This window comes from Micromonospora sp. C28SCA-DRY-2 (assembly GCF_030519475.1).
Lineage (GTDB): Bacteria > Actinomycetota > Actinomycetes > Mycobacteriales > Micromonosporaceae > Micromonospora.
Genome location: NZ_JAUMKD010000002.1, coordinates 634,841 through 658,302, shown reverse-complemented (window position 1 = coordinate 658,302; position 23,462 = coordinate 634,841). Strand labels below are relative to the sequence as shown.

At 75.8% G+C, this 23,462-nt stretch carries 21 protein-coding genes; 12 read left to right on the top strand and 9 right to left on the bottom strand.

Features of this window, described 5'->3' with window-relative positions:
* Positions 1-127 precede the first annotated feature (127 nt).
* Positions 128-799: a BON domain-containing protein gene (locus Q3W71_RS11485; protein WP_302919280.1), complete on the top strand. Its 672-nt coding sequence runs from the start codon at positions 128-130 to the stop codon at positions 797-799.
* Positions 800-989: 190 nt separating this feature from the next.
* The gene (locus tag Q3W71_RS11480; RefSeq protein WP_302919676.1) at positions 990-2,051 is read left to right on the top strand and encodes a glycosyltransferase family 4 protein; all 1,062 of its coding nucleotides are present in this window, start codon (positions 990-992) and stop codon (positions 2,049-2,051) included.
* A gap of 64 nt (positions 2,052-2,115) precedes the next feature.
* Here Q3W71_RS11480 and Q3W71_RS11475 read toward each other — a convergent pair whose 3' ends face one another.
* Positions 2,116-3,585 carry a serine/threonine-protein kinase gene (locus Q3W71_RS11475; protein ID WP_302919279.1) on the bottom strand — a complete coding sequence of 490 codons (1,470 nt, stop codon included), beginning with the start codon at positions 3,583-3,585 and terminating at the stop codon, positions 2,116-2,118.
* Between the two features lie 132 nt (positions 3,586-3,717).
* Here Q3W71_RS11475 and Q3W71_RS11470 point away from each other — a divergent pair, with 132 nt between their 5' ends.
* The 5 genes from Q3W71_RS11470 (at position 3,718) to Q3W71_RS11450 (ending at position 10,732) form a co-directional block, all read left to right on the top strand.
* Positions 3,718-4,551, top strand: a complete 834-nt coding sequence (locus tag Q3W71_RS11470) for a patatin-like phospholipase family protein (protein WP_302919278.1) — start codon at positions 3,718-3,720, stop codon at positions 4,549-4,551.
* Positions 4,551-5,567, top strand: a complete 1,017-nt coding sequence (locus Q3W71_RS11465) for a 1-acyl-sn-glycerol-3-phosphate acyltransferase (RefSeq protein WP_302919277.1) — start codon at positions 4,551-4,553, stop codon at positions 5,565-5,567. Before Q3W71_RS11470 ends, Q3W71_RS11465 begins: the two co-directional genes overlap by 1 nt.
* A gap of 9 nt (positions 5,568-5,576) precedes the next feature.
* Positions 5,577-5,894 carry a divalent-cation tolerance protein CutA gene (gene cutA, locus Q3W71_RS11460; RefSeq protein ID WP_302919276.1) on the top strand — a complete coding sequence of 106 codons (318 nt, stop codon included), beginning with the start codon at positions 5,577-5,579 and terminating at the stop codon, positions 5,892-5,894.
* A 47-nt stretch (positions 5,895-5,941) separates the two neighbouring features.
* Positions 5,942-9,541 carry an SCO7613 C-terminal domain-containing membrane protein gene (locus Q3W71_RS11455; RefSeq protein ID WP_302919275.1) on the top strand — a complete coding sequence of 1,200 codons (3,600 nt, stop codon included), beginning with the start codon at positions 5,942-5,944 and terminating at the stop codon, positions 9,539-9,541.
* A 144-nt stretch (positions 9,542-9,685) separates the two neighbouring features.
* The gene (locus Q3W71_RS11450; RefSeq protein WP_302919675.1) at positions 9,686-10,732 is read left to right on the top strand and encodes an acyl-CoA desaturase; all 1,047 of its coding nucleotides are present in this window, start codon (positions 9,686-9,688) and stop codon (positions 10,730-10,732) included.
* A gap of 54 nt (positions 10,733-10,786) precedes the next feature.
* Here the strand turns inward: Q3W71_RS11450 and Q3W71_RS11445 are convergent, their stop codons facing one another.
* Positions 10,787-11,554, bottom strand: coding sequence for a hypothetical protein (locus tag Q3W71_RS11445; protein ID WP_302919274.1), 768 nt, complete (start codon positions 11,552-11,554; stop codon positions 10,787-10,789).
* Positions 11,555-11,792: 238 nt separating this feature from the next.
* Between Q3W71_RS11445 and Q3W71_RS11440 the strand changes: the two genes are divergently transcribed.
* Positions 11,793-12,086, top strand: coding sequence for a 4a-hydroxytetrahydrobiopterin dehydratase (locus Q3W71_RS11440; RefSeq protein WP_302919273.1), 294 nt, complete (start codon positions 11,793-11,795; stop codon positions 12,084-12,086).
* Positions 12,083-13,234 (top strand): FHA domain-containing protein, encoded by a 1,152-nt coding sequence (locus Q3W71_RS11435; RefSeq protein WP_302919272.1) that lies wholly within the window; start codon positions 12,083-12,085, stop codon positions 13,232-13,234. The genes Q3W71_RS11440 and Q3W71_RS11435 overlap by 4 nt, the downstream gene beginning before the upstream one ends.
* A gap of 95 nt (positions 13,235-13,329) precedes the next feature.
* Here the strand turns inward: Q3W71_RS11435 and rocD are convergent, their stop codons facing one another.
* From rocD to Q3W71_RS11420, 3 genes are all read right to left on the bottom strand, one after another.
* The gene (gene rocD / locus Q3W71_RS11430) at positions 13,330-14,544 is read right to left on the bottom strand and encodes an ornithine--oxo-acid transaminase (RefSeq protein WP_302919674.1); all 1,215 of its coding nucleotides are present in this window, start codon (positions 14,542-14,544) and stop codon (positions 13,330-13,332) included.
* The gene (gene ddaH, locus Q3W71_RS11425; RefSeq protein ID WP_302919673.1) at positions 14,544-15,359 is read right to left on the bottom strand and encodes a dimethylargininase; all 816 of its coding nucleotides are present in this window, start codon (positions 15,357-15,359) and stop codon (positions 14,544-14,546) included. Before ddaH ends, rocD begins: the two co-directional genes overlap by 1 nt.
* Positions 15,360-15,714: 355 nt before the next feature.
* On the bottom strand, positions 15,715-16,479 hold the full coding sequence (locus Q3W71_RS11420) for a DUF308 domain-containing protein (protein ID WP_302919271.1): 765 nt from the start codon (positions 16,477-16,479) through the stop codon (positions 15,715-15,717).
* Positions 16,480-16,643: 164 nt separating this feature from the next.
* On the opposite strand from Q3W71_RS11420, the gene Q3W71_RS11415 reads away from it, so the two are divergent.
* Positions 16,644-17,453, top strand: a complete 810-nt coding sequence (locus Q3W71_RS11415; protein ID WP_302919270.1) for an Fpg/Nei family DNA glycosylase — start codon at positions 16,644-16,646, stop codon at positions 17,451-17,453.
* A gap of 14 nt (positions 17,454-17,467) precedes the next feature.
* On the opposite strand, the gene Q3W71_RS11410 is transcribed toward Q3W71_RS11415, so the two are convergent.
* The 4 genes from Q3W71_RS11410 to Q3W71_RS11395 form a co-directional block, all read right to left on the bottom strand.
* Positions 17,468-18,346, bottom strand: a complete 879-nt coding sequence (locus Q3W71_RS11410) for an aminoglycoside phosphotransferase family protein (RefSeq protein ID WP_302919269.1) — start codon at positions 18,344-18,346, stop codon at positions 17,468-17,470.
* Between the two features lie 159 nt (positions 18,347-18,505).
* Entirely contained in the window at positions 18,506-19,459 is a 954-nt protein-coding gene (locus Q3W71_RS11405) for a DUF559 domain-containing protein (RefSeq protein WP_302919268.1), read from the bottom strand.
* A 101-nt stretch (positions 19,460-19,560) separates the two neighbouring features.
* Complete coding sequence (locus Q3W71_RS11400) at positions 19,561-20,940, bottom strand: FAD-dependent oxidoreductase (protein WP_302919267.1); 1,380 nt, start codon at positions 20,938-20,940, stop codon at positions 19,561-19,563.
* Between the two features lie 24 nt (positions 20,941-20,964).
* Complete coding sequence (locus Q3W71_RS11395) at positions 20,965-22,101, bottom strand: glutamate--cysteine ligase (RefSeq protein ID WP_302919266.1); 1,137 nt, start codon at positions 22,099-22,101, stop codon at positions 20,965-20,967.
* Positions 22,102-22,284: 183 nt separating this feature from the next.
* Here Q3W71_RS11395 and Q3W71_RS11390 point away from each other — a divergent pair, with 183 nt between their 5' ends.
* Together Q3W71_RS11390 and Q3W71_RS11385 are read left to right on the top strand one after the other, a co-directional pair.
* The gene (locus Q3W71_RS11390; RefSeq protein WP_302919265.1) at positions 22,285-22,572 is read left to right on the top strand and encodes a DUF6412 domain-containing protein; all 288 of its coding nucleotides are present in this window, start codon (positions 22,285-22,287) and stop codon (positions 22,570-22,572) included.
* Positions 22,573-22,664: 92 nt separating this feature from the next.
* Positions 22,665-23,420 carry a membrane protein insertase YidC gene (locus Q3W71_RS11385; RefSeq protein WP_302919264.1) on the top strand — a complete coding sequence of 252 codons (756 nt, stop codon included), beginning with the start codon at positions 22,665-22,667 and terminating at the stop codon, positions 23,418-23,420.
* Positions 23,421-23,462: the final 42 nt, after the last annotated feature.

Genomic DNA, 23,462 nt, shown 5'->3' with positions numbered 1-23,462 from the left:
AGGGGGTTGGTCCCGTCACCCGCCGCCCACTCCTTTCCCGGGCGGTTCACCCGGTCCGGGTGAACCGCCCTCACCCGGCGCGCCGGCACCGTCGGCAGGAGACCCGGCAGGCGTACGGGAGGGTGCGATGACCACGGCAACGAGCGTCCGGACCGACGCGCAGATCCAGCGGGACGTGCTCGAGGAACTGGCCTGGGACGTGCGGGTGCAACCGAACGACATCGGCGTCACCGTGCGGGACGGCGTGGTGACGCTGACCGGCTGGGTCGACAGCACCGCGGCGAAGTGGGCGGCCGAGCGCTGCGCGCAGCGGGTCCGCGGCGTACGGGTGGTGGCCGACGACGTCGAGGTCCGGTTGCCCGGTTCGGCCGAGCGCACCGACGAGGACATCGCCATCGCCGTCAGCCGGGCGCTGGAGTGGGACAGCTTCGTCCCCGCCGAGCGGCTCGACGTCACGGTGGCCAACGGCTGGGTGATGCTCCGCGGTGCGGTGGAGTTCGGCTGGCAGCGGCGTACCGCCGAGCGCGAGATCCGCCGGCTGCGCGGCGTCCGCGGGGTGACCAACCTGGTCGAGGTGCGGCCGGCGACCCGCCCGGACGGCGAGCGCACCCGGCGGGACATCCAGCGGGCGCTGGCCCGGGGCATCGGCACCGAGCGGGTGACCGTGACGGTGGACGGCGACACCGTCGTCCTCGACGGCGTGGTCCGCTCCTGGTGGGAACGGGACCAGGCGGAACGGACGGCGTGGTCCGCCGAGGGCGTGGCGGCGGTACGCGACAACCTGCTGGTGGGTGGGTGAGCGCCCCGGGATGTCCGGTTTAGCGGGATCGCCACCGGGAATGCGCCGCCGATCCGGATGACCCGGCCGGTCGAGGCGGGCGGGCAGACCGGCGGACGGCCCGCGCACCGAGGGGACGGACGGGGGAGGATCCGTGGCTTTGAACCACCTGTCGGCCGACCGTTCGCGCGAGCGGCCCCTGCGGATCGCGATGGTGGTCCCGCCGTGGCTGTCGGTGCCCCCGCCCGGCTACGGCGGGCTGGAACAGGTGGTCGCGGTGCTGGTGGACGCGCTGGCCGCGCGGGGGCACGCGGTCACCCTGTTCGGCGCCGGGCGGGAGCACCGAACCAGCGCCGACGTCGTCTCCACCGTGCCGGACCTGCAGTTCGAACGGCTCGGCGAGGCGCTGCCCGAGCTGGCCCACCTGGCCCGGGTGAACCAACTGGTGACCGCCGCCGACTTCGACGTCATCCACGACCACACCACCATCGGCCCGCTGGTCGCCGGCCGGCGGCAGGTTCCCACGGTGGCCACCGTGCACGGCAACCCGGTGGGCGAGTACGGCACCGTGCTCAGCGACACCGACCACGGCGTCGGACTGGTGGCCATCTCGCACGCCCAGCGGCGGCTGAACCCCCGGCTGCCCTGGATGGGCACGGTGCACAACGCGATGGACCTGCGGGGCGTGCCGAGCAAGCGCGCGCCCAGTGACGGGCCGGTGCTCTGGCTGGCCCGGTTCAGCCCGGACAAGGGGCCGGACGCGGCCATCCGGGCCTGCCGCGCGGCCGGCCTGCCGCTGGTGCTGGCCGGCAAGTGCAACGAGCCGCCCGAACGCCGCTACTACCAGGAGGTGGTCCGCCCGCTGCTCGGCGAGGACGTGACGGTGGTGCTCGACGCCGACCGGGACGCCGCGCTGCGCCTGCTGGTCGACGCCCGCTGCCTGATCATGCCGATCCAGTGGGAGGAGCCGTTCGGCATGGTGATGGTGGAGGCGATGGCGACCGGCACCCCGGTGGTGGCGTTGAACCGCGGGGCGGTGCCCGAGCTGATCCGGCCCGGGGTGACCGGGCTGATCTGCGACCGGGAGGACCAGCTGCCCGAGGCGGTCCGCGCGGCGAACCGCCTCGACCCGGCCGACTGCGTGGCGCACGTCGCGGAGTGCTTCTCCCGGGACCGGATCGCGAGCGGCTACGAGGAGGTCTACCGGCGGTTCATCGCCGGGACCGTGCCGCACCCCGGCACCCGCGAGCCGGTCCCCGCCGGCCCGGGCTGAGCATCCCATGGATCGGGCGCCGCGGGTCGACCGCACCGGCGGGTGTCCGGTGGCCGGTCGGGGGTCAGACCCGGGCGGCGGCCAGCTCAGCGATCGCGGTGTCCAGCCGGCGGGCGTACCCCGGGGTGATGCCGCCCTCGCGCACCCGGGTGGCCACCTTCTCCCGCAGCCGGCTCACCGGCCCGGCCAGGTCGGCCGGCCCGGACCCCACCGCGGCGGTCAGGTTCCGCAGCTCGTTGCGCAGGTCCAGGCCGACGTCGGCACGGATCTCGCCGCCGTCGAGCCCCGCGCCGATCAGCCCGTCCAGCCGGTTGGCCACGGTCAGCAGGCTGTCCGGCCCGGGCAGGTCGCCGGTCGGTTCGGCGCGCCCCGGGGCGTCCGGTGCCGACGAGGTGGGCGGCGCGGCGTCCGGTACGGCCGGGGAGGGCTGTCCGGTCGGCGACGTGGTGGGCAGCGCCGCCGGTGGCCGGTCGCCGTCCGGCCACAGCGCCGGCACGGCCAGGCCCGTCGCGGCCAGCAGCACCACCGCCGCCGCGACCAGGGCCGGGCGCGGCACCCGGCGGGCCGCGGCGGCCGGGGCGCGCCGCGGACGTTCCGGCCGGGCCGGGTCGGGGGCCGGACCCGCCGTGGCCGGATCGGCGGCGGCCAGCGCGGGCAGTGTCACGGTCGGCGCGAGCATGGTGGCGGCCTGCGGATCGGCCGGCAGCAGTTGGTCGCGCAGCACGGTGGCGACCTGGCGCGCGGTGGGCCGCGCGGCCGGGTCCCGGGTCAGGCAACTCAGGCAGATCCGGCCCACCTCGGCCGGTAGGCCGGGCACGCCGGCCAGCGAGGGGGGCTTGCCCGTGGCCAGGGCGGCGCTGAGCTGGTCCCAGGTGTCGGCCGGGTACGGCACCCGGCCGGTCAACGCCTGGTAGAGCAGCACGCCGAGGGAGTAGACGTCGGTGGCCGGCTGCGCGGGCGCGCCGTCGAGGCGTTCCGGCGCCACGTACGCCGGAGTGCCGAAGGTGCCACCGTCCTCGTCCTCGTCCGGGGCGCCGACCCGGGTGGCGATGCCGAAGTCGAGCACCTTGGCCCCGACCCGGGTCATCATCACGTTGGCCGGGGTGATGTCCCGGTGCACGATGCCCAGCCGGTGCGCGGTGGCGAGCGCGTCGGCGATCTGCGCGCCCAGCTCCACCGCCTCGGGCCACGGCAGCGGGCCCTCGGTCAGCCGCAGCTCCAGCTCCTCGCCGGTCAGCAGCTCCATCACCACGAACGAGGTGATCGAGCCGTCGGGCGCGACCGTCTCGCCGTAGTCGTGCACCGCTGTGACGTGCGGGTGCACCAGCTGGGCGGCGGAGCGCGCCTCGGTGCGCACCATGTCCCGGAACCGGGCGTCGGCGGCGAGCGACGGGGCGAGCACCTTCAACGCGACGATCCGGTCCAGGACCTCGTCGTGGGCACGCCAGATCACCGACATCCCGCCGGCGCCGATCTGGTCGAGCAACCGGTACCGGCGGGCCAGCAGCCGGCCGGGGTGCAGCGCTGGCTTCACGGTTCGCACCTGCCTCGGGGTGGGAGCGGTATCAGGTTGCGTGAATGTGTCCGGCCTGTCAACGGCAGCCGCCCGGGGGCCCGCGGCGCCGCCGCGACGGGGCACCGGCGCGGCCGTGCCAGGATGAACCACATGGCGCGGGGACCGGTGGCGTTCGTGCTCGGGGGCGGGGGCGTCCTCGGCGCGGTCGAGGTGGGCATGCTGCGGGCGCTGTTCCGGGCCGGGATCCGGCCGGACCTGGTGCTCGGCACCTCGATCGGCGCGGTGAACGGCGCGCTGGTCGCCGCCGACCCGTCCGAGGCGGTCACCGACCGGCTGGTCCGGCTCTGGGCCTCCCCGGAGGCCAGCGAGGTGTACGGCGACTCGGTGGCCCGGCAGCTGCGCCGGTTCGCCGCCCGGACCCACCTGCACTCGCCCCGCCCGCTGCGCAAGCTGCTCGAGAGCGAGCTGGGCGCGGAGACCACCTTCGCCGACCTGCGGGTGCCGTTCCGGTGCTGTGCGGCGAACATCGAACGGGCCGCCGAGCACTGGTTCGACAGCGGCCCGCTGGTGCCGGCGGTGCTCGCCTCCGCCTCCGTACCGGGGCTGCTGCCGCCGGCCCGGATCGGCGACGAGCACTTCATCGACGGCGGGATCGTCAACTCGATCCCGATCGGCGAGGCGGTCGCCGCCGGGGCGGGGCAGATCTTCGTCCTCCAGGTGGGCCGGATCGAGCGAGGGCTGAGCCCACCCCGCCGGCCGTGGGAGATCGCGCAGGTCGCGTTCGAGATCGCCCGCCGGCACCGGTTCGCCCGGGAGATGGCCGCGCTGCCCGACGGGGTGGAGGTGCACGTGCTGCCCACCGGTGGGCTGAACCCGCGCGACGACACGCCCTGGGCGTACCGGGACATGGCGGCGGTGGGCCGGCGGATCAGCCGCGCGTACACCGCCTCCCGCCGCTACCTGGCCACCCAGCTGGAGCGCTGATGCCGCTGCCGCCGCGGTGGGTCCGCCGGGTGCTGCTGGCGCCCGGGGTGGTGCTGCTCGCCTTCCTGGTGGTGACCACGCTGCCGGTCTGGGCGCTGCTCGCGGCGGCCGCGTCGCCGCTGGTCCCGGGGCGGCTGCGTCCGCTGCGGCTGCTCTGGCTCGGCTGCGTCTACCTGGTCTGGGACGCCGCCGCGCTGCTCGCGCTCTTCGTGCTGTGGGTGGCCTCGGGCTTCGGCTGGCGGGTCCGCACCCCGGGTTTCCAGCGGGCGCACTACCTGCTCGCCGGGTGGTTCCTGCGGTTGCTGTTCTGGCAGGCCCGGTGGACGCTGCGGCTGCGCATCGAGGTGGTCGGCACCGACCCGGACACCGCCCTGCCCGGCCGCCCCGAGCTGGTGCTCTGCCGGCACGCCGGGCCGGGCGACTCGTTCATCCTGATCCACGCCCTGGTGAACTGGTTCCGCCGCGAGCCGCGGATCGTGCTCAAGGACACCCTGCAGTGGGACCCGGCGATCGACGTGCTGCTCAACCGGCTGCCCAACCGGTTCATCGCGCCGGGGCCGGACGGGCGCGGGTCGGTCACCGAGCAGATCGGGCACCTGGCCACCGACCTGGACGACGACGACGCGTTCGTGATCTTCCCGGAGGGCGGCAACTTCACCCCGAAACGCCGGCTGCGGGCCATCGCCCGGCTGCGCTCGCGGGGGCTGGAGCGGATGGCGCTGCGCGCGGAGCGGATGCGGCACGTGCTCGCGCCGCAACCCGGCGGGCTGCTGGCCGCGCTGGACGCCGCCCCGGACGCCGGGGTGATCTTCGTGGCGCACACCGGACTCGACCGGATGCTCACCGTCGCCGACGTCTGGCGGGAGCTGCCGATGGACAAGCGGATCGTGATGCGCTTCTGGTCGGTGCCGCCCGAGGAGGTGCCGGCCGACCGGCAGCAGCGCATCGACTGGCTCTTCGACTGGTGGCACCGGATCGACGAGTGGATCGCCGTCAACCGGGACGGGCCCGCGTAGGGTGCGCTCGTGGAACAGATCTGCGTGGTGACGACGGTGGTGGACGCGCGCTCGGCCGCCGACGCGCTGGCGGGCGCGGCGGTGGACGCGCGGCTGGCGGCCTGCGCGCAGGTGGGCGGCCAGGTGGACAGCACCTACTGGTGGCGGGCCGCGGTGGAGACCAACGCCGAGTGGTCGGTGCAGTTCAAGACCACCGAGGACCGGGTGTCCGCGCTGGTCGACCAGATCCGCGCCGGGCACCCGTACGAGGTGCCGGAGATCCTGGTGGCCCGGGTGGAGAGCGACCCGCCGTACGCCGCGTGGGTGCGCGAGCAGACCCGACCCTGAGTACGCGCACTCTGGGCGGCTGGGCTCCGGCCGCCGAGGATGGCCGGGTGGAGAACACCGGCTACCCCTGCCCGGCCTGCGGCGCGCCCGCCGACCTGCGCTCCGGCTGCTCCGGCTGCGGCCGGCCGCCGTACCCGTCAGCGGCCGAGGTGATCCGGCTCGACCGGGAGATCGTCGCGCTCGGCGCCGAGGCGGAGCGGGCCCGGCAGACGTACCAGCAGCTGGTCGACCGGCTGGCGACGACCCGGCAGCGCCGGGACCGGCTGGCCGCGGCGATCCGGGCGCAGTTCCCGCTCCCGGTGGCCCGCCCGGCCGCCGCGGCCGGCGCGCCGCCACGACCGGGCCCGGCCACCGTGCCCGCCGTGGCCGCCCCGCCCGCCGTGGTCGGTCCGCCGGCCGTGGCGCACCGGCCTGCCGTGGCCGGCGCGGCGGAGACCTCCACCCGCACGGTGCAGGGCCTGCTCTTCGTCCTCGGTGGACTGCTGCTCGGCACCGCCGCGGTGGTCTTCACGGCGGTGGCCTGGGCCGCCGTCGGGGTGGCCGGCCGGGCGCTGATCCTGGCCGCGGTCACCGCGCTGGCCCTGGCCGGCCCGTTGCTGGCGGTGCGGCGCGGGCTGCGGGGCACCGCGGAGACGTTCGCGGCGGTGGGGCTGCTGCTGGTGGTGCTGGACGGCTACGCCGCCTGGTCGGTGAACCTGTTCGGGGTGGCCGGCTGGCCGGGGACCCGGTACGCCGCGCTGGTCGGGGGGGCCAGCGCGGCGGCCGCCCTCGGGTACGCCCGGCTCAGCCGGCTCACCGTGCCGTGGTTCGCGGCGCTGCTGGCCGCCCAGCCGGTGCTGCCGCTGGTGGCCGTGGAGGCGCGGCCGGGGCCGGCCGGCTGGTCGCTGGCCTTCGTCGGGGTGGCGCTGCTGGATCTCGCCGTGCTGGTGGCGTTGCGCGGTCGGGCCGCCGGTGCGGCGCCCGCCGGTCGGGTGACGGCCTGGGTCGCGTACGCGGCCGCGCTGGTCGTGGCGGCCGGCTGCGCCCTGGTGCCGCTCGCGGTCGGCCGGGCCGCCGGCACGCCGCTGCTGGCCGGGCTGCCGCTGCTGCTGGTGGCGGCGACCCTGCTGGGGGCGGCGCTGCTGGCCGGCGGGGCGGTCTTCCGCGCGGTGGCCGCCGGGCTGCTGGTGCCGGTGCTGGCCGGTGCGCTGCTGCGGCCGGTGGCCGAGCTGCGGGAGTCGCTGCTGCTGGTGGCGGCGGCGCTGGTCGCGGTCGGGCTGGCCGCCGCGGTGCGGCTGCTGCCGGCGGGGGCGCGCAGCGGCCCGCGGACCGGCGCCCTCCTGGTGTCCGGCGGTCTGCTCCAGCTGACCGTGCTGATGACCGTCGTGTTCGCCGGGGACGGGGTCGCCCGGTCGTTGCCGCCGTGGCGGGGTGCCGCAGAGGGGCCGGACTTCGCCTGGGGCTGGCAGCTTCCGGTGGCGGTGGCGATCACCGTGGCCGCGCTGGCGATGCTGCTGCCGGTGGCGGCGCGCGCGGCGCTGGCCGCGGCCGGCGTGGCGGCGGTCGCGCTCGCCCTGCCCGTCGCCGGGCCGACGCCCTGGCCGGTCGCGCTCACCGTCGACCTGGTGGTCGGGGCGGTGCTGCTGGTCGTCGCGGTGGCTCGCCCGGCCCGGCCGTGGACCGTGCTGACCGCGGCGGCGGCCGGGGCCGTGCTGCTCGGGCACGGCCTGCTGGTGGGGTTGGCCGCCCCCGGCGGGGCCGGCGCGGCGCTCGCGGTGATCCTGGTCGCCGGGCTGGCCACGGCCGCCGCCGGCCGGCGCGGAACGCCGGTGCGGCGCGCGGTGGGCGGGTCCGCGCTGGTGGCCGCGCTGCTCGCGGTGCCCGGGGGCGGCGCTGTCGCGCTGATCGGCGCGGGGGCGCCGGCCTGGTGGCAGGCGCGGGCCGCGCTCGGCGCCGCCGCGCTGCTGCCGGTCGCGCTGCTCGCCGTCCGTCGACACTGGCCCGAGGTGTCCGGGTACGCCTCGGCGGGGCTGGCCGGGGCGGCCGCGCTGGTCGGGCTCGGGCCGCTGGTCGTACCGGCCGACGAGCCGGTGGCGCTCTACGCGGCTGTGGCGACGCTGCTGGTCGCCCTCGGCGGGTTCCGGACCCGGTTCCGGCAGCCACTGCCGGCCGGCGATACGGCCGGACTGATCGCCGGGGCGGTGCTGCTGACCGTGGCCGTGCTGACCGCCGTCCCGGTGGTGGTGACCATGCTGGTCGCCCCGTACGGCGGCCCGCCGGCGCCCTGGTCGGGGCGGCCCGACGCGGCGCCCGATCCGGCGGCCCTGCCGGCCGGCCTGGCGCTGGCCGTGCTGGCGCTCGCCGCCGTGCTGGCCGCCTGGCCGCGTCGGGCCGGCGGGGCCGGCGACAGCTCGACCGGCGCCGCTCCGGTCGCCCCGGGCGGTGCCACCGTCCCGGCCGCCGACGGTGCGGGTGTTCCGAGCGGTGGCGCGGCCCCGGCTGGTGGCAGCCCGGGGGTGTCCGGCGGACCGGTGGGCTGGTGGCCGGCCGCGCTCGCCGCTCTGCCGTTCGCCGCGGCCGCCGCGCCGGTGCTGCTGGTGGCCGCGGGCGCGCCCTGGCCGGTGGTGCCGGCCGTCGTCCTGGCCCTCGGCGTGGCCGCGCTGTTGCTCGCCGCGCTGACCGCGCCGCGCCCGCTGCTCGTCCCGGTCACCGTGCCGGTGGGGCTGGTGCTGACCGGCTCCGGGTTCCTCGGCCTGCTGGCCACCCGGGCCGGCACGCTCGCCGGTCTCGGCGTGCTGGCGGTGACCGCGACAGTGGTCGGCGTGGCCGGCCGTCGGGCCGAGGTACGCCTCGCCGCGAGCCTGGTCGCGGTGGCCGCCGCGACCGGGCTCGCGGTCACCGCGCCGCTGGCCGGCGGCCTGCCGCTGCGCACTGCCGCGTTCACCGTGCTGGCGGTGGCGGCGCTGACCCTGGCCGTCGCCGCCGTCCTGGCCGGCCGGCGGCACCCGGCGGCCGCCGCGCTGGACGCCGCCGCCCAGGCCGTGGCGCTGGTCGGGCTGCTGCTCACCGGGGGCGCGCTCCGGCACGCCGCGGCGGTGTGCGTGCTCTGGGGGGCCGCCGTCGCACTGCGGGTGCTGCGCCCGGGCGAGTCCGCCGGTCGGCGGTGGGCGTTCGCCGGCATCGCCGGCGGCACCGAGCTGCTCGGCGCCTGGCTGCTGCTGGCCGCCGGGGGTGTGGTCGTGCTGGAGGCGTACACGCTGCCGGCCGCGGCGCTCGCCCTCGGCGCGGGCACGCTGGCGCTGCGCACCCGACCCGGGCTGAACAGCTGGCTCGCGCTCGGCCCCGGGCTGGCCGCCGGGCTGCTGCCCAGCCTGGTGTCGGTGCTGGTCGCGCCGGAGCCGCAGCCGTGGCGCCGGTTGCTGCTCGGCGCCGCCGCGCTCGCCGTGGTGCTGTCCGGAGCGACCCGGCGCTGGCAGGCCCCGGTGCTGCTCGGCGGGGGCACCCTCGCCGTGCTCGCGCTGCACGAGCTGGGCCGCGGCTGGGACGTGCTGCCCCGGTGGATCTACCTGGCGGTCGGCGGGCTCGCGCTGATCGGGCTCGCCGCCACGTACGAGCGGCGGCGGCGGGACCTGGCCCGGCTCCGGGCCGCGGTGGGTCGGATGAGCTGAGCGCGCCGGGCCGGCTGGTAGGGCTTCCCCTACCTCCGATCGGGGGGTTTTCAGGGTTACTCAGCGCAACCGTTCTGCGGAGACTCGGTGGTGGGGGTCGTTCCGCTCGGCGCGGCCCGAACCGAGGGACGGGAGCGGGAGACGATGCTCGGAGCGGTGGCGGATCCGCCGGTACGGCGGGGCAGTGACTACGCGGAGTTGTCTCGACGGATCAGCGGGGCCGGGCTGCTGGAGCGGCGGCCGGGCTGGTACGCGGTGCGGATCGGGCTCACCCTGGGCGCTTTCCTGGCCGGCTGGGCGGCGGTGGTGCTGGTGGGGGACAGCTGGGCCCAGTTGCTGGTGGCCGCCGGGCTGGCGGTGGCCACCACCCAGGTGGCGTTCCTCGGCCACGACGCCGGCCACCGGCAGATGTTCCGCCGGCGCGGACCGAGCGAGCTGATCGGCCTGCTCGCCGGCAACCTGGCGGTGGGGCTCAGCTACGGCTGGTGGGTCGACAAGCACAACCGGCACCACGCCAACCCGAACCACGAGGACGAGGACCCGGACGTCGGGGCGGGCGCGCTGGTCTGGACGTACGAGCAGGCCGTCGCGACGCGCGGTTTCGCCCGGTGGCTGGCCCGCCGGCAAGCCTGGCTGTTCTTCCCGATGCTGCTGCTGGAGGGGCTGAACCTGCACGTGGCGAGCGTCCGGGCGATCGTGGGACGGGAACCGGACGGCCGGTACCGGACCCCGATGCGGCACCGGGGGATCGAGGCGCTGCTGCTCGCCGCGCACACCGCCGGCTACCTCGGCGTGCTGCTGCTGGCCATGTCGCCGGCGAAGGCGCTGCTCTTCGTCGCCGTCCACCAGGGACTGTGGGGTCTCTACATGGGCTGCTCGTTCGCGCCGAACCACAAGGGCATGCCGATGCCGACCGCGGCGGACCGGCTCGACTTCCTGCGCAAGCAGGTGCTCACCTCGCGCAACGTCCGGGGCGGCCGGTTCGTCGACCTCGCGCTGGGCGGGCTCAACTACCAGATCGAGCACCACCTGTTCCCGAACATGCCCCGGGCGAACCTGCGCCGGGCGGTGCCGATCGTGCGCGCGTACTGCGCCGAGCGGGGCATCGCGTACGCGGAGACCGGGCTGGTCGAGTCGTACCGGCAGGCGCTCGCGCACCTGCACGAGGTGGGCCGGCCGCTACGCGGCTGAGACGCGGACGGGGGCGACGCCGAGCGGCGTCGCCCCCGTGCGTGCGGGGTCGGATCAGGCGCCGAACGCCTTGATCAGCTCCTCCGGAGCCTCCTGGGTCTCGCTCGCCGCCGGCTTGCGGACGCTCACCGGGGTGCCGAAGTCCGAGTAGGTGGTGGTCATCGTGCCCAGCGACTCGTGCAGCACGCTGACGTCGATGGCGATCTCGGTGAGCCGGCCCTGGTCGTCCACCTTGGCGGTGAACGGCACGGCCTTGGCCTTCTCGCCCAGCGCCGCGATGTCCTTGTCCTTGGCCATCGTGCGGGTGTAGTCGAGCGTGCCGGCGTAGTTGCCCTCGCTGGTCTCCTCGACCTGGGCGACCGCGTCGATCAGCTTCTTGGCGCCGCCCGGGTCGCCCTCCGGCATCAGGTTGAGCTGGCCGCTCTCGCCGAGCTTGGTGGCGTCCATGTGCAGCCACTTGTTCGGCAGCCCGGCCATGCCGCTGACCTTCAGGTACGCGTCGTCGCCGACCATCACGACCCGGAACTTGCCCGCCGTGCCCATGTTCAGCGTCATGTCACCGGTCTTGGTGGACGGGTCCAGGACGCCGCCACCGTTCATCACGGACGACTTCAGGTTCATCCGGACGCTCTGCTCGTTCAGCTTCTGCGCGGCGGCGCTCAGCTCGCCCAGCGCGTCGGCCGGGGCGCTGCTCGCCGGCGCCGCGGTGGCGCCGTTGCCGGCCGGTGTGTCCTCGCCCGTCTTGTTGCCGCAGCCGGTCAGTGCGAGACCGAGCGTGGCGACGAGCGCGACCCCCGTGGTCGCCAGCCGTCGAGTCTTCATGCTGGATGTCTCCTCGTGTTGGTTGGGCCGGGGTGATGACGACTGTCGATCCCCTGGCCGGGCCGTTGGTCAGCCTAACCCGTGCCCTCCACAGCCCGGCGTCGATACCCGCCCCACCCCCGCGGGGCGCGTCGCCATCCCCGCCGCACCCGCCCGGGTGGCGGCCCGGTCGCGCGGGGCCGCCACACCCCGCCCCGCTGGTCGGCGTCGTCCCGATCTGCCCCGGTAGGGTCACCCCATGGCAGACGTGCTCACCGCGGAGGCGGTGCGAGACGAGCTGGGTGCGCTGGCGGACTGGTCGGGAGACCCCGCCGGCATCACCCGCACCGTGGAGCTGGCCAGCTTCCCGGACGCCATCGCGGTGGTGGACCGGGTCGCGGCGACGGCCGAGGAACTCGACCACCACCCCGACATCGACATCCGCTGGCGGACCCTCACCTTCCGCTGCGTGACCCACTCCGCCGGCGGCGTGACGGTGCGTGACCTTGAGCTGGCCCGGCGGATCGACGAGATCGTACGGAGCGCCCGATGAGATTCGAGATCAGCAAGGTGCTGGACGCCATCGAGGGCCGGGTCTGCACCGACCCGTCGTTGGCCCGCGCGGTCGTCGACCTCGCCGAGGTGATCCGCTACCAGGACCTCGACGGCGGGCGGCCGGCCAGCCTGCTGCGCCTCGGCATGGTCATCGACGCGCTGGCCCGGCAACTGGAGGAGGACAGCGTGCCGGTCTACGCGATCGTGCACCGGGCGCTGCTCTCCGACGCCGACCTCACCTCCAACGAGCGGATGGTGGTCCGCCGCTGGGCCGACGACGGGCTGGTCGAGGTGCTGGACAATCCGGGCGACCGGATGTTCGAGGTGGCCGACCTGCTCGGCCTGCCGGTGCTCACCCGGGCCCGGGCCGACGGCCTGCGCGGGCGGTACCCGTGGCTGGCCGAGCAGCCGGGCCGGGTGCTCGCCCCGGTGCCCGGTCCCGGCGGGCCGGCCTTTGTGGCCCACGTCGGCAAGGGGGACACCCCGGTGGCCGGCGAGCGGTCGCCGGTCGGCGTCAAGCTGCTCGCCCGCCAGTGGCGCTGCCCGGAGCCGGGCTGCGCGCTCTTCGGCGGCGGTGGGGGCGGTGGCGCCTTCGCCGACCTGGCCCGGGTGGACCGCAGCCCGGCCGGCCAGCCGCCACCCTCGCTGCGCGGCGGGGCGCCGACCTGCCCCCGGCACGGCGCCCGGCTCGGCGACGCCGGCCCGCGGCCGCGTACCGAGGTGCTCGCGGTCCGCATCGGCGGGCTGATCCGGCGTCGTTTCGTGCTCAGCGAGGAGCAGCCGGTGGTGGTGGGCCGCGCGCCCGAGCAGAGCGACGGGATCACCCTGGGTCAGTGGCTCAACGACGAGGCGCGGCGCTGGATCAGCCGCAGCCACGTGCGGTTCGAGCTACGGGTCGGCGAGGTGATCGTGACCGACGTGAGCACCAACGGCTCCGGCATCCGGCCGGGCGGCTCGATGGCCGAGTCGGAGCGGATCGCGCTCTCCCCCCAGCAGTCCCGGGTGCTCGACGCCGGCGACATGGTCGAGCTCTACCCGGGGGTCCAGGTGGGCCGGCCCGGCGAGCTGCCGGCCGGCGCCCCGTACACCCCGACCTCGGTGATGGCCGAGGCGCCGACCATGGCGATGCGCCTGCCGCGCGCCTGACCGCCGGGCCGCCGCGCCGGGTGGTCGCGGGGGCGCCGTGACGACGGCGGGCGCCGGGACCGTGGTCCCGACGCCCGCCGCTGTCGTACGTGAACTCAGCCGGCCAGGACGGCGGCGAGCTGGGCGATCGCGTGGTCGATCTCCTCCTCGGTGACCACCAGCGGCGGGGCGAGCCGGATGGTGGAACCGTGGGTGTCCTTGGCCAGGACGCCGCGCTCGGCCAGCCGCTCGCACGCCTGCCGGCCGGTCATCAGCGCCGGGTCGATGTCGAGCCCGGCCCACAGGCCCCGGCCCCGGACGGCGACCAGGCCCTTACCGATCAGCCCGCGCAGGCCGGCGTGCAGCCGCTCGCCCAGCTCCGCCGAGCGGAGCTGGAACTCGCCGGTGGCCAGCAGCCGGACCACCTCGGTGGCCACCGCGCAGGCCAGCGGGTTGCCGCCGAAGGTGGAGCCGTGCTGACCCGGCTTGAGCACGCCGAGCACGTCGGCGTCCGCGGCCACCGCGGAGACCGGCACGATCCCGCCGCCGAGCGCCTTGCCTAGCAGGTACATGTCCGGCGTGACGCCCTCGTGGTCGCAGGCGAAGGTGCTGCCGGTCCGGCCCAAACCGGACTGGATCTCGTCGGCGATGAAGAGCACGTTGCGCTCGGTGCAGACCCGGCGGACGCCGGTCAGGTAGCCCTCCGGCGGCACCACGACGCCCTGCTCGCCCTGGATCGGCTCGAGCAGCACCGCCACGGTGTTCTCGTCGATCGCCGCGGTCAGCGCCGCCAGGTCGCCGTACGGCACGACGGTGAAGCCCGGGGTGTACGGCCCGAAGTCGGCGCGGGCGTCCTCGTCGGTGGAGAAGCTGACGATGGTGGTGGTCCGGCCGTGGAAGTTGCCCTCGGCGACCACGATGTTGGCCTGCCCGGCCGGCACGCCCTTGACCTGGTAGCCCCACTTGCGGGCGACCTTGATGCCGGTCTCCACCGCCTCGGCCCCGGTGTTCATCGGCAGGACCAGGTCCTTGCCGCAGAGCTCGGCCAGTTCCCGGCAGAAGTCGGCGAACTGGTCGTGGATGAACGCCCGGCTGGTGAGGGTGAGCCGGTCGAGCTGGGCGTGCGCCGCCTCGATCAGCTTGGGGTGCCGGTGGCCGAAGTTCAGCGCCGAGTAGCCGGCCAGGAAGTCGAGGTAGCGGCGGCCGTCCACGTCGGTCAGCCAGGCGCCCTCGGCCGAGGAGATCACCACCGGCAGCGGGTGGTAGTTGTGCGCGGTCCAGCGTTCCGCGTCCCGGACCGCTCCCGGCGTCCGCAGCATGTCGTCGACGATCACTTGCTTGCCTTTCCCTGACGGAGTCGCAACGTGCAGCACTTCGGTCCACCGCCGGCCTTGCGCAGCTCGGACAGGTCGACACCGATGGTCTCGTAGCCCCGGTCGCGCAGCTTCGCGGCCAGGTCGGTGGCCTGGGCGGGCAGCACCACGTGCCGCCCGTCGCTGACCGCGTTGAGCCCCAGCACCTCGGCGTCGGCCATGGTGGCGTGCACCGCGTCCGGGAAGAGCCGGCGCAACACGGCCTGGCTGCCGGGCGAGAACGCCTCCGGCAGGTACGCCACGGTCCGCTCGTCGAGCACGGTCAGCGCGGTGTCCAGGTGGTAGAAGCGCGGGTCGACCAGCTGCATGGTGATCACCGGGTAGCCGAAGACCTCCTGCAACTGGGCGTGCGAGGCGTGCGCGGTGCGGAACCCGGTGCCGGCCAGCAGCAGGTCACCGGCGAGCAGGATGTCGCCCTCGCCCTCGTTGACGTGCTTCGGGTCGTACATCTCGAAGCCGGCGGCCTCGAACCAGGCGCGGTAGGCGGGGGCCTCGTCGGCGCGCTGCGGGTCGCGGAACTGCACGGCCATCGCCTTGCCGTCGATCACCGTGCCGCCGTTGGCGGCGAAGACCATGTCGGGCAGGCCGGGCAGCGGAGCGATCTCCTCGACGGTGTGGCCCAGGTCGCGGTAGACCTGCCGGAGCGCCTCCCACTGCCGGATCGCGAGGTCGGCGTCGACCGGCGCGGTGGGGTCCATCCACGGATTGATCGCGTAGTCCACGGCGAAGTACGTCGGCCGGCACATCAGGAAGCGCTGGCTGGTGGCGTCCATCGTCATTGTCCTGCTCCCAGGGGTCGGGCGCGCCCGGCCACCTTCGGCCCACGGGCTGGCGCCGTTGCTCAACGTTATGCGGCGCCGCCCGGAAGGATCCACCGTCGAGGCTTGCACAGCTCGGTTGTTCGTTGCGTCTGACCCCTGTTCGACGGCAGATCGTTGCGTTCACGCCTGCCGGAGCCGGACGGCGCCCCCACGCCACGGGACGGGTCCTGGAAACGCTTCGGGGGCGGCGAGACCGCCGCCCCCGAAAGAGGGTGCCCGGCTGGTGAACCACCAGGCTGGTCGGGCTGCCACCGGTGAACCACCGGTGAGTCGGCCGGCGCACCGCCGGCGAGCCGGACAGTGCCCGCTAGAAGCGATCCACAAACTGTGAGTCAAGCCACTCCCGGAACCGCTGCACCCAGTCCCCGTCGGTGGTCGGCCAGTCGAACTGGCCGGTCATCGCCAGCACGCCGAGGACCACCGCGCCGAGCCCGAAGGCGACGCCGAACAGCGCGTCGGTCTTGCCGGCGATGTGCCGGCGGCGGGTGGCGACCAGACCCAGCACGGCGAGCACCGCGCCGACCGCGCCGAGCCCGATGCCGTACCCGGCGAGGGTGCCGGTGAGCACGAAGAGCGCCCCGGCCACGCCGACGATCAGGCCGAGCGTGGCGAGCAGGCTGGCCCGCGGCTTCGGGCCGGCGACCACCGGACGCTCCGCCCGGTCGGGCACCCCGTCGCCGTCCCGGTCGACCCCGGCGGGCCGCACCGCCGTGCCGTCCCGGTCCCGGTCCCGGTCCCGGTCGACGGTGCGCTCCAGGGTCGGGTCGGCCGGCCGCCGGGTGTCCTCGTCGGTCGGTCGCCCGGTGGCGGCCCGGGCGACGGCGGCCCGCTCCGTGGCCCGGCGCTCGGCGTCCGCGTCCCGGTCGTCGACCGTGCCGGTGGCCGCACCGCCGCGGTAGGTCGTCGCCCCGTCCCGGTCGCTCACCGCCGACCGGTTCGATCCGTCGGCGCCGTCGAGCCGGCCGGCGGAGTTCGACGGCCGGTCGCCGGCAGCGGCGGTATCCCGGTCGTCCAGGTTCTCGTCCCGCTGCGGCGCCTCCGACCGGCGCGACAGCGAAGGAATCTTGACCACAACACACCTCCTGGTGAATGCGTGGTCGCCGAGGTGACGGACGGCATCCACGCGGTATCCCTCCGGGATACCCAGCTGGCCGTTTTCCGACACCGAGCGCTGGTCAGCCGGTTCGGGCCCGCCCCCACCGGTTCGCTCGCCGGCCGGGGCTAGGGTTGGTGGTCGTGCCAGAGGGACACACCATCCACCGCCTGGCGGCCCGCCACGCCGACCTGTTCGCCGGCGACAAGGTGCACGCCACCAGCCCGCAGGGCCGGTTCGCCGAGGGCGCCGCCCGGCTCACCGGCACCGTGCTGGAGGCCACCGAGGCGTACGGCAAGCACCTGCTGCACCACCACGCCGGCGGGCTGACCCTGCACGTGCACCTCGGGCTGTACGGGAAGTTCGCCGACGGCGCGGAGGAGCCGCCGGAGCCGGTCGGCCAGGTGCGGCTGCGGCTGACCAGCGACCGGCACTGGCTCGACCTGCGCGGCCCCACCGCCTGCGAGCTGCTCACCCCGCCCGAGGTGGCGGCGCTGCGCGACCGGCTCGGCCCGGATCCGCTGCGCGCCGACGCCGACCCGGAGCGGGCGTACGCCCGGATCTCGCGCAGCCCGACGCCGCTGGCGGCGCTGCTGCTCGACCAGTCGGTGGTGGCCGGCACCGGGCTGATCTTCGTCACCGAGGCGCTGTTCCGGGCCGGACTGTCGCCGACCATGGCCGGCCGGGAGCTGACCCGGGCCGGCTGGGAGCGGCTCTGGGCGGACCTGGTGGCGCTGATGCGCCGCGCCGTGCTGAGCGGCCGGATCGACACCGTCCGGGACGCCCACCTGCCCGAGGTGATGGGGCGGCCGGCCCGGGTGGACCGGCACGGCGGCGAGGTGTACGTCTACCGCCGCCCCGGCGCGCCCTGCCACGTCTGCGGCACGACGGTGAGCCGCGGCGCGCTGGCCGGTCGCAACCTCTACTGGTGCGCCACCTGCCAACCCGCCTGACCCGCCCCGGCTGGTCAGTCGCCGTCGAGCAGCCAGCGGACCACCTCGACCTGGCGGGGGAAGACCTGGTCCTCGCCGATGCTCCAGGCGAGCGTCTGCCCGATGGTCCAGCCGCGTACCCGGTCCCGGTCCAGACCCAGCTCCGCGCTGAGCCGGTCGAGGCGGTGGCGGACGGCGGCGGGGGAGTGGCCCAGCTCGCCGCCCCGGACCATCGGCGCGACCCCGAACTCCCGCTCGCCGGCCAGCGGCTTCGGGTCGATGACCAGCCACGGTTCCCGGGTCGCCCGGAGCACGTTGCCGGCATGCAGGTCCTGGTTGACCAGCACCTGCTCGCCCTGGCTCGGGACCAGCTCGGCCAGCAGCCCGAGCGCCGCGTCGAGCAGTCGCCGCTCGTACGGGCGGCCGGTGCGCGCCCACTTCACGGGCAGCCGTTCCGCCCAGCCGGCCGCCTCCTCGGCCAGCGGGGTGAACGGCGCCCCGGCGGGGCGCCAGAGCCGGGGCAGCATCCCGACCACCACGTCGAGCGCCTGCTCGGACGGCACGGCGTGCAGCGGCGTGCCGGGTACGCAGCGCTCCACCAGCAGCGCCCGCCGGGCCGGGTCGTGCCCGAGCAGCCGGACCGCCCCGTCGCCCGCCCACCGGTCGAGCGCGGTCGCCTCGTGCACGCTGTCCGGGTCCGGGTACTGCAGCTTGAGCACCGCCGGTGTGCCGTCGGGCAGCTCGGCCGGCAGGGCCAGCGAGGCGAACGCGTACGGGAAGGGCGGGCCGACCCGCAGCGACCACCGCTTTACGCAGGCGGCCAGCAGCTCGGGCAGGGTCGACAGCCACCGCCGTCCGGCCGGGGTGCCGCGCACCCAGTCCAACCCGTCCGGTATCCGCAGCGCCCCGTCCACCGGGTCATCCTGGCCGGGACCGCCCGGACCGGACAACTGGTTCCGGCCGCCGTACCTCGGCGGCCGGCTGTGGTAGCGGGAGCGGCGTGACGAGAAGGACTGGGTGCATCTGTTGTCGCTGGAGCGACCACAGATGCACCCAAACGTGCGGACCGGCGGTCAGGGGATCCAACCGGCTGCCGACAGGGCGGCGCGGAGTTGTGCCGCCACCTCGTCCGGGCGGTGCCGGACGTCGATGGCGGTGAACCGGAGGATCCGGTCGCCCTCGATCCACACCTTGTTCTGCCGCCGCAGGTCCGCCGCCCAGTGCCGGACGTCCATGTGGTGTGCCCCGTCGACCTCGACGTGCAGCCGCCACCGCCGCCAGTACGCGTCGAGGTAGCGCACCCGTCCGTCGGCGTCGCGGCGGCGCACCTGCGTCTCCGGAGGCGGCAGCCGGTGCCGCCGGCAGAGCCGGACGAAATCGATCTCGGAGAGCGCCTCGGCCCCGCCGGCGACGTCCCGTACGGTCGCGGCGATGAGTCGCCGACGGCGGATCCGGGGCAACCGCTCCAGCACCGCGCCGATCTCGGCCGGCGTGACGCGGCGCTGCTGACATCCGGCGGCCAGGATCTGCTGCGCCAGCTCGTCCGAGCGGGCCCACTGTGCCGCGTCCACCAGCGACCGGGCCAGGCCGGTACGGTCGGGTCGGCCCCATTGACGGTCCTCGTCGGACAGGTGCCGGACCCGCCGGACCCATACCGCCGGCAGGCCCGGCGGCAGCCGGCGGGGCAGCTCCGACGCCCGTCGCTGGTGGGGGACCAGCACGTCGACCACGTCGTGACGCCAGGTGCCGCGCAGGCCGGCGGCGGTCGCGGCGGTCAGGCCGGCGAGCACAGCGCCCGGACCGGCCGCGAGCACCGCCACCCACCACTGCTGGTCCCGGCTGAATCCGGCATCGGTGGGTACGGCGCACAGCACGCCCCGGCAGATCCGCTGCCAGCGCCCGGTGGCCACCAGATGACGCACCCTCGCCGGGCTCAGCTCGGCGGTGGCCTGTGCCCAGGTGAGCATCCCCGACTGCTCGAACAGCAGCCACCGCAACGCCGACGCGTCGTCCCCCGGTATTCGCACCGGCTCATTGCACCGGCGTGTGGGTGCACCTGTTGTCGCGCCAACGACAACAGGTGCACCCAAAGCCGACAGCGCCGGTGCAGGCCGGCGACGGCCCCGGATCAGCGCCCGGAGCCGACCAGGGCGTCCACGGCCTTGCGGGCCGCGATCAGCACCGGGTCCCAGACCGGCGCGAACGGGGGCGCGTAGCCCAGGTCCAGCGCCGTCATGTCGTCCACCGTCATCTTGTTCCAGAGCGCCACGGCGAGGGTGTCGATCCGCTTGGCCGCCTCGGACCAGCCGACGATCTGCGCGCCGAGCAACCGGCCGCTGGGCTTCTCGGCGATCAGCTTCACCGTCATCGGCCGGGCGCCCGGGTAGTAGCCCGCGCGGTTGGTCGACTGGGCGATCACCGAGACGAACTCGAAGCCGGCGGCGACGGCGTCCCGCTCGCGCAGGCCGGTGCGGCCCACCTCCAGGTCGCAGACCTTGGTCACCGCGGTGCCGATCACCCCGGCGAAGGTGGCGTAGCCGCCACCGATGTTGATCCCGGCGACCCGGCCCTGCTTGTTGGCGTAGGTGCCCAGCGGCACGTGCACCGGCATCCCGCTGACCCGGTGCAGCGTCTCCACGCAGTCGCCGGCCGCCCAGACGCCCGGCACCCCGGGCACCCGCATCCGGCGGTCCACCCGCACCCCGCCGCTGGGGCCCAGCGGCAGGCCGGCGGCCCGGGCCAGCGCCACGTTGGGGCGTACGCCGAGACCGAGGACCACGACGTCGGCGGGGATCGGCCCCTCCTCGGTGACCACCGCGGACACCCGGCCGTCCCGCTGCTCCAGCCCGCTCACCGACAGCCCGGTACGGATCTGCATGCCCAGCGCGCGCATCGCGTCGACGACGAGTTCGGCCATGTCGGGGTCGACGGTGGACATCGGCTGCTCGTCCCGCTCGACCAGGGTGACCGAGAGCCCGCGCTGGATCAGCGCCTCGGCCATCTCCACCCCGATGTAGCCGCCGCCGACCACCACCGCGCGGCGCGGCGCCGGGTCGGCGTCCAGCCACTCCAGCAGCGCCGCCCCGTCGTCGAGGGTCTGCATGCCGAACACCCCGCCGACGTCACCGCGGGCCCAGTCCGGCCGTACCGGCTCCGCGCCGGTGGCGTACATCAGGATGTCGAACCCGGTGCGGTGCTCACCGCCGCGCTCCAGGTCGCGGGCGACCACCTCGCGGCGGTCCAGGTCGATGGCGGTCACCTCATGCCGGAGCCGCACGTCGATGTCGTACGACTCGCGGAACGTCTCCGGCGAGCGGGCGATCAACTGGTCCCGTTCCGGCACCACGCCGCTGACCCAGTACGGGATGCCGCACGCCGAGTACGAGGTGAAGTGGCCCCGCTCGAAGGCCACGATCTCCAGGTCGTCGCGTTTGCGGCGGCGCCGGGCCTGGGACGCCGCCGCCATGCCGGCGGCGTCCGCCCCGATCACCACGAGCCGTTGCGCCACGCGCCTCATCCTGTCACGAACCGTTCAGCCGCGGGTTTGCCGCGCGACGTCCGCCACCACGTCGGCCAGTTGGCCGGTGCGGGCGAAGACGGCCCGTTGCCGGGCGGCGCCGCTGCCGTGCCGGCGCAGCGCGCCCAGCAGGTCGGTCACCTCGGCCAGGTCGCCGTGCCGCTCCAGGGCCGGGCGGACCCGCGCCACGAGGTCGTCCAGCAACTGCCAGGCCGGGCGCAGCTCGCCGTCGGTCAGGTCCACCCCGTCGCCCTCCAGCCCGTCGTGGGCGGCCCGCCAGTGCGCGCCGACCAGGAGGTGGTGATCGGCGCGGATGGCCGGGCGGCCGGCCGCGATGTCCTCCATCGCGGTCGCCACCAGGGCCCGGACCAGCGCCGCGACCAGCACCGCGTCGTCCACCGACGGGCAGACGTCACCGATCCGGATCTCCACCGTGGGGTACTTCGCGGAGAGCCGGGCGTACCAGTAGAGCATCCCCTCGTCGAGCATCACCCCGCTGGCGATCAGTTGGCGGATCAGCCGCTGGTAGTGCTCGTGGGACTCCAGGTAGGGGGTGGGCGCGACCGACGGCCAGCGCTCCCACTCCACCGAACGCCAGCTCGCGTACCCGGTGTCCTCGCCGCGGGCGAACGGGGAGTTGGCGGTCACCGCGTGCAGCGTGGGCAGCCAGGGCCGGACGTGGTTGAGCACCTGCACGCCGGTCTCCGCGTCGGGCACCCCCACGTGCACGTGCATGCCGTTGTTGCCGGGGCCCGGGACCAGCAGCCGGAACCGTTCGATCATCCGGTCGAACCGGGGCTTGTCGACCACCGGCGGCACCGGCCCGTCGACCGGCCCGGTGCCGATGGCGAGCAGGCGTACGCCGGCCCGCTCCGCCGCGTCGGCGAGCGCGGCGCGCAGCAGGCTCAGCGAGTGCCGGATCGAGCTCAGCTCCAGCCCGGGCGGGCTGCCGATCTCGATCTGGCTGGTCTGGAACTCCCGCTCCACCTGCCCGCGCAGCTCCGCCGGCACCTGGTCGAGGACCAGGTCGACGGCGGGCACCGCGGTCCCGGTGTGCGGGTCGACGAGCAGGAACTCCTCCTCGACGCCCACCGTCAGCAGGTCGGTTCCCTCCGCCGCCGCGCCCGGGGCCGTCGCCACCTGGCCGCTCATCGTGACCACCATCCGTTTCCGCACCGTCGACGGCCGTCCGGCCGCCGTGCCGGCAGTGGTTACCCACCGTGGTCACGGCCGGAAACGCCGCCCCGGGCGCGTCGGCGGCGTGTCGCGGCCACCCGCGGGAGAGCGCGCCGCGATGGCCGGCGGCGGGGTGACAACGGGTCCTAGGCTGAGCCCGTGCCGGGAGCGTTCGGATTGGTGCTGGGGACGTGGGCGTACGCCCTCGCCGAGCTGACCCTGCTCGCGGACCGCCCGGCCGAGCTGCTCGCCGGCGCCGCGCTGGTGCTGCTGACCGCGCTGCTCGCCGTGCACGCCGTTGCCGGCGCCGGCGCACCGGCGGCCTTCGGGCGGGCGACAGCGCTGCGCGCCCGGGCCCGGCGTCGCCGGGTGCCCCGCCAGGTCGACCCCGACGCGCCCGGCCGGCCCCGGCCGCGGGCGCCCGGGGTGTGCCCCTCGGCCGCGTAGCCGCCCGCCGCGCGGCCGATTCCGCAGTCATCCGCGCCCGACCCGGACCAGTCCGGCGGGCGCCCACCCGGAATCGACCGAGGGGTCCCACCATGCTCGCCTTCGCACCGCTGCACGATGCCGTCGGCGCCGCCGGCGCTGCCCTGTCCTGGCTCGCCGGTTTGCTCGAACCGCTGGCCGGCGGCGCGGCCACCGCGGCCGCCATCGTCCTGCTCACCGTCGCCGTCCGGCTGCTGATCTCACCGCTCACCGTCGCGCAGGTCCGCGGCGAGCGGCGCCGCGCGGCGCTCGCTCCCCAGGTCCGCGACCTTCAGCGACGGTACGCCGACGATCCGGCCCGGTTGCAGTCCGAACTGTTCGGGCTCTACCGCTCGGCCGGCGCCAGCCCGGTCACCGGCTGCCTGCCGGCGTTGCTCCAGGCGCCGTTCCTGCTGGTGATGTACCGGCTCTTCACCACCACCGAGGGCGGCACCGGGCTGCTCGACGAGCGGCTCGCCGGGGTGCGGCTGGGGCACCACCTGACCGACGGGCTGGCCGGCGCGGCCGGGCCGCTGTTCGCCGTCCTGCTGGCGCTGCTGGTGGTGCTGGCCTGGTGGATGTCGCGCCGGATCCGGCGCACGGCCGCCGAGACCGGGACGGTGGCCGGCGCCCCGGCGGCGGGGCCGGGCGCGGCGACCCTGGCCCGGCTGCTGCCGCTGCTGCCGTACGCGACGGTGCTGGTGGCGCTGGTGCTGCCGCTGGCCGCAGTGATCTACCTGGTCACCACCACCGCCTGGTCGGCGCTGGAGCAGGCGGTGCTGCGGCGGCCCCGGCCGGCGCCGGCCGGGGCCGACATCGATCGACGTTGACAACTTCGTCCGATGCCCGTACAACTCCTGAGAGAGCGCTCT

Excerpts from the sequence above, each read along its gene's own strand:
- Q3W71_RS11485 (WP_302919280.1), top strand. The coding sequence starts at position 128 with ATGACCACGGCAACGAGCGTCCGGACCGACGCGCAGATCCAGCGGGAC.
- Q3W71_RS11480 (WP_302919676.1), top strand. The coding sequence starts at position 990 with ATGGTGGTCCCGCCGTGGCTGTCGGTGCCCCCGCCCGGCTACGGCGGG.
- Q3W71_RS11470 (WP_302919278.1), top strand. The coding sequence starts at position 3,718 with ATGGCGCGGGGACCGGTGGCGTTCGTGCTCGGGGGCGGGGGCGTCCTC.
- Q3W71_RS11465 (WP_302919277.1), top strand. The coding sequence starts at position 4,551 with ATGCCGCTGCCGCCGCGGTGGGTCCGCCGGGTGCTGCTGGCGCCCGGG.
- Q3W71_RS11450 (WP_302919675.1), top strand. The coding sequence starts at position 9,686 with ATGCTCGGAGCGGTGGCGGATCCGCCGGTACGGCGGGGCAGTGACTAC.
- Q3W71_RS11445 (WP_302919274.1), bottom strand. The coding sequence starts at position 11,554 with ATGAAGACTCGACGGCTGGCGACCACGGGGGTCGCGCTCGTCGCCACG.
- Q3W71_RS11440 (WP_302919273.1), top strand. The coding sequence starts at position 11,793 with ATGGCAGACGTGCTCACCGCGGAGGCGGTGCGAGACGAGCTGGGTGCG.
- Q3W71_RS11435 (WP_302919272.1), top strand. The coding sequence starts at position 12,083 with ATGAGATTCGAGATCAGCAAGGTGCTGGACGCCATCGAGGGCCGGGTC.
- ddaH (WP_302919673.1), bottom strand. The coding sequence starts at position 15,359 with ATGGACGCCACCAGCCAGCGCTTCCTGATGTGCCGGCCGACGTACTTC.
- Q3W71_RS11395 (WP_302919266.1), bottom strand. The coding sequence starts at position 22,101 with ATGAGCGGCCAGGTGGCGACGGCCCCGGGCGCGGCGGCGGAGGGAACC.
- Q3W71_RS11385 (WP_302919264.1), top strand. The coding sequence starts at position 22,665 with ATGCTCGCCTTCGCACCGCTGCACGATGCCGTCGGCGCCGCCGGCGCT.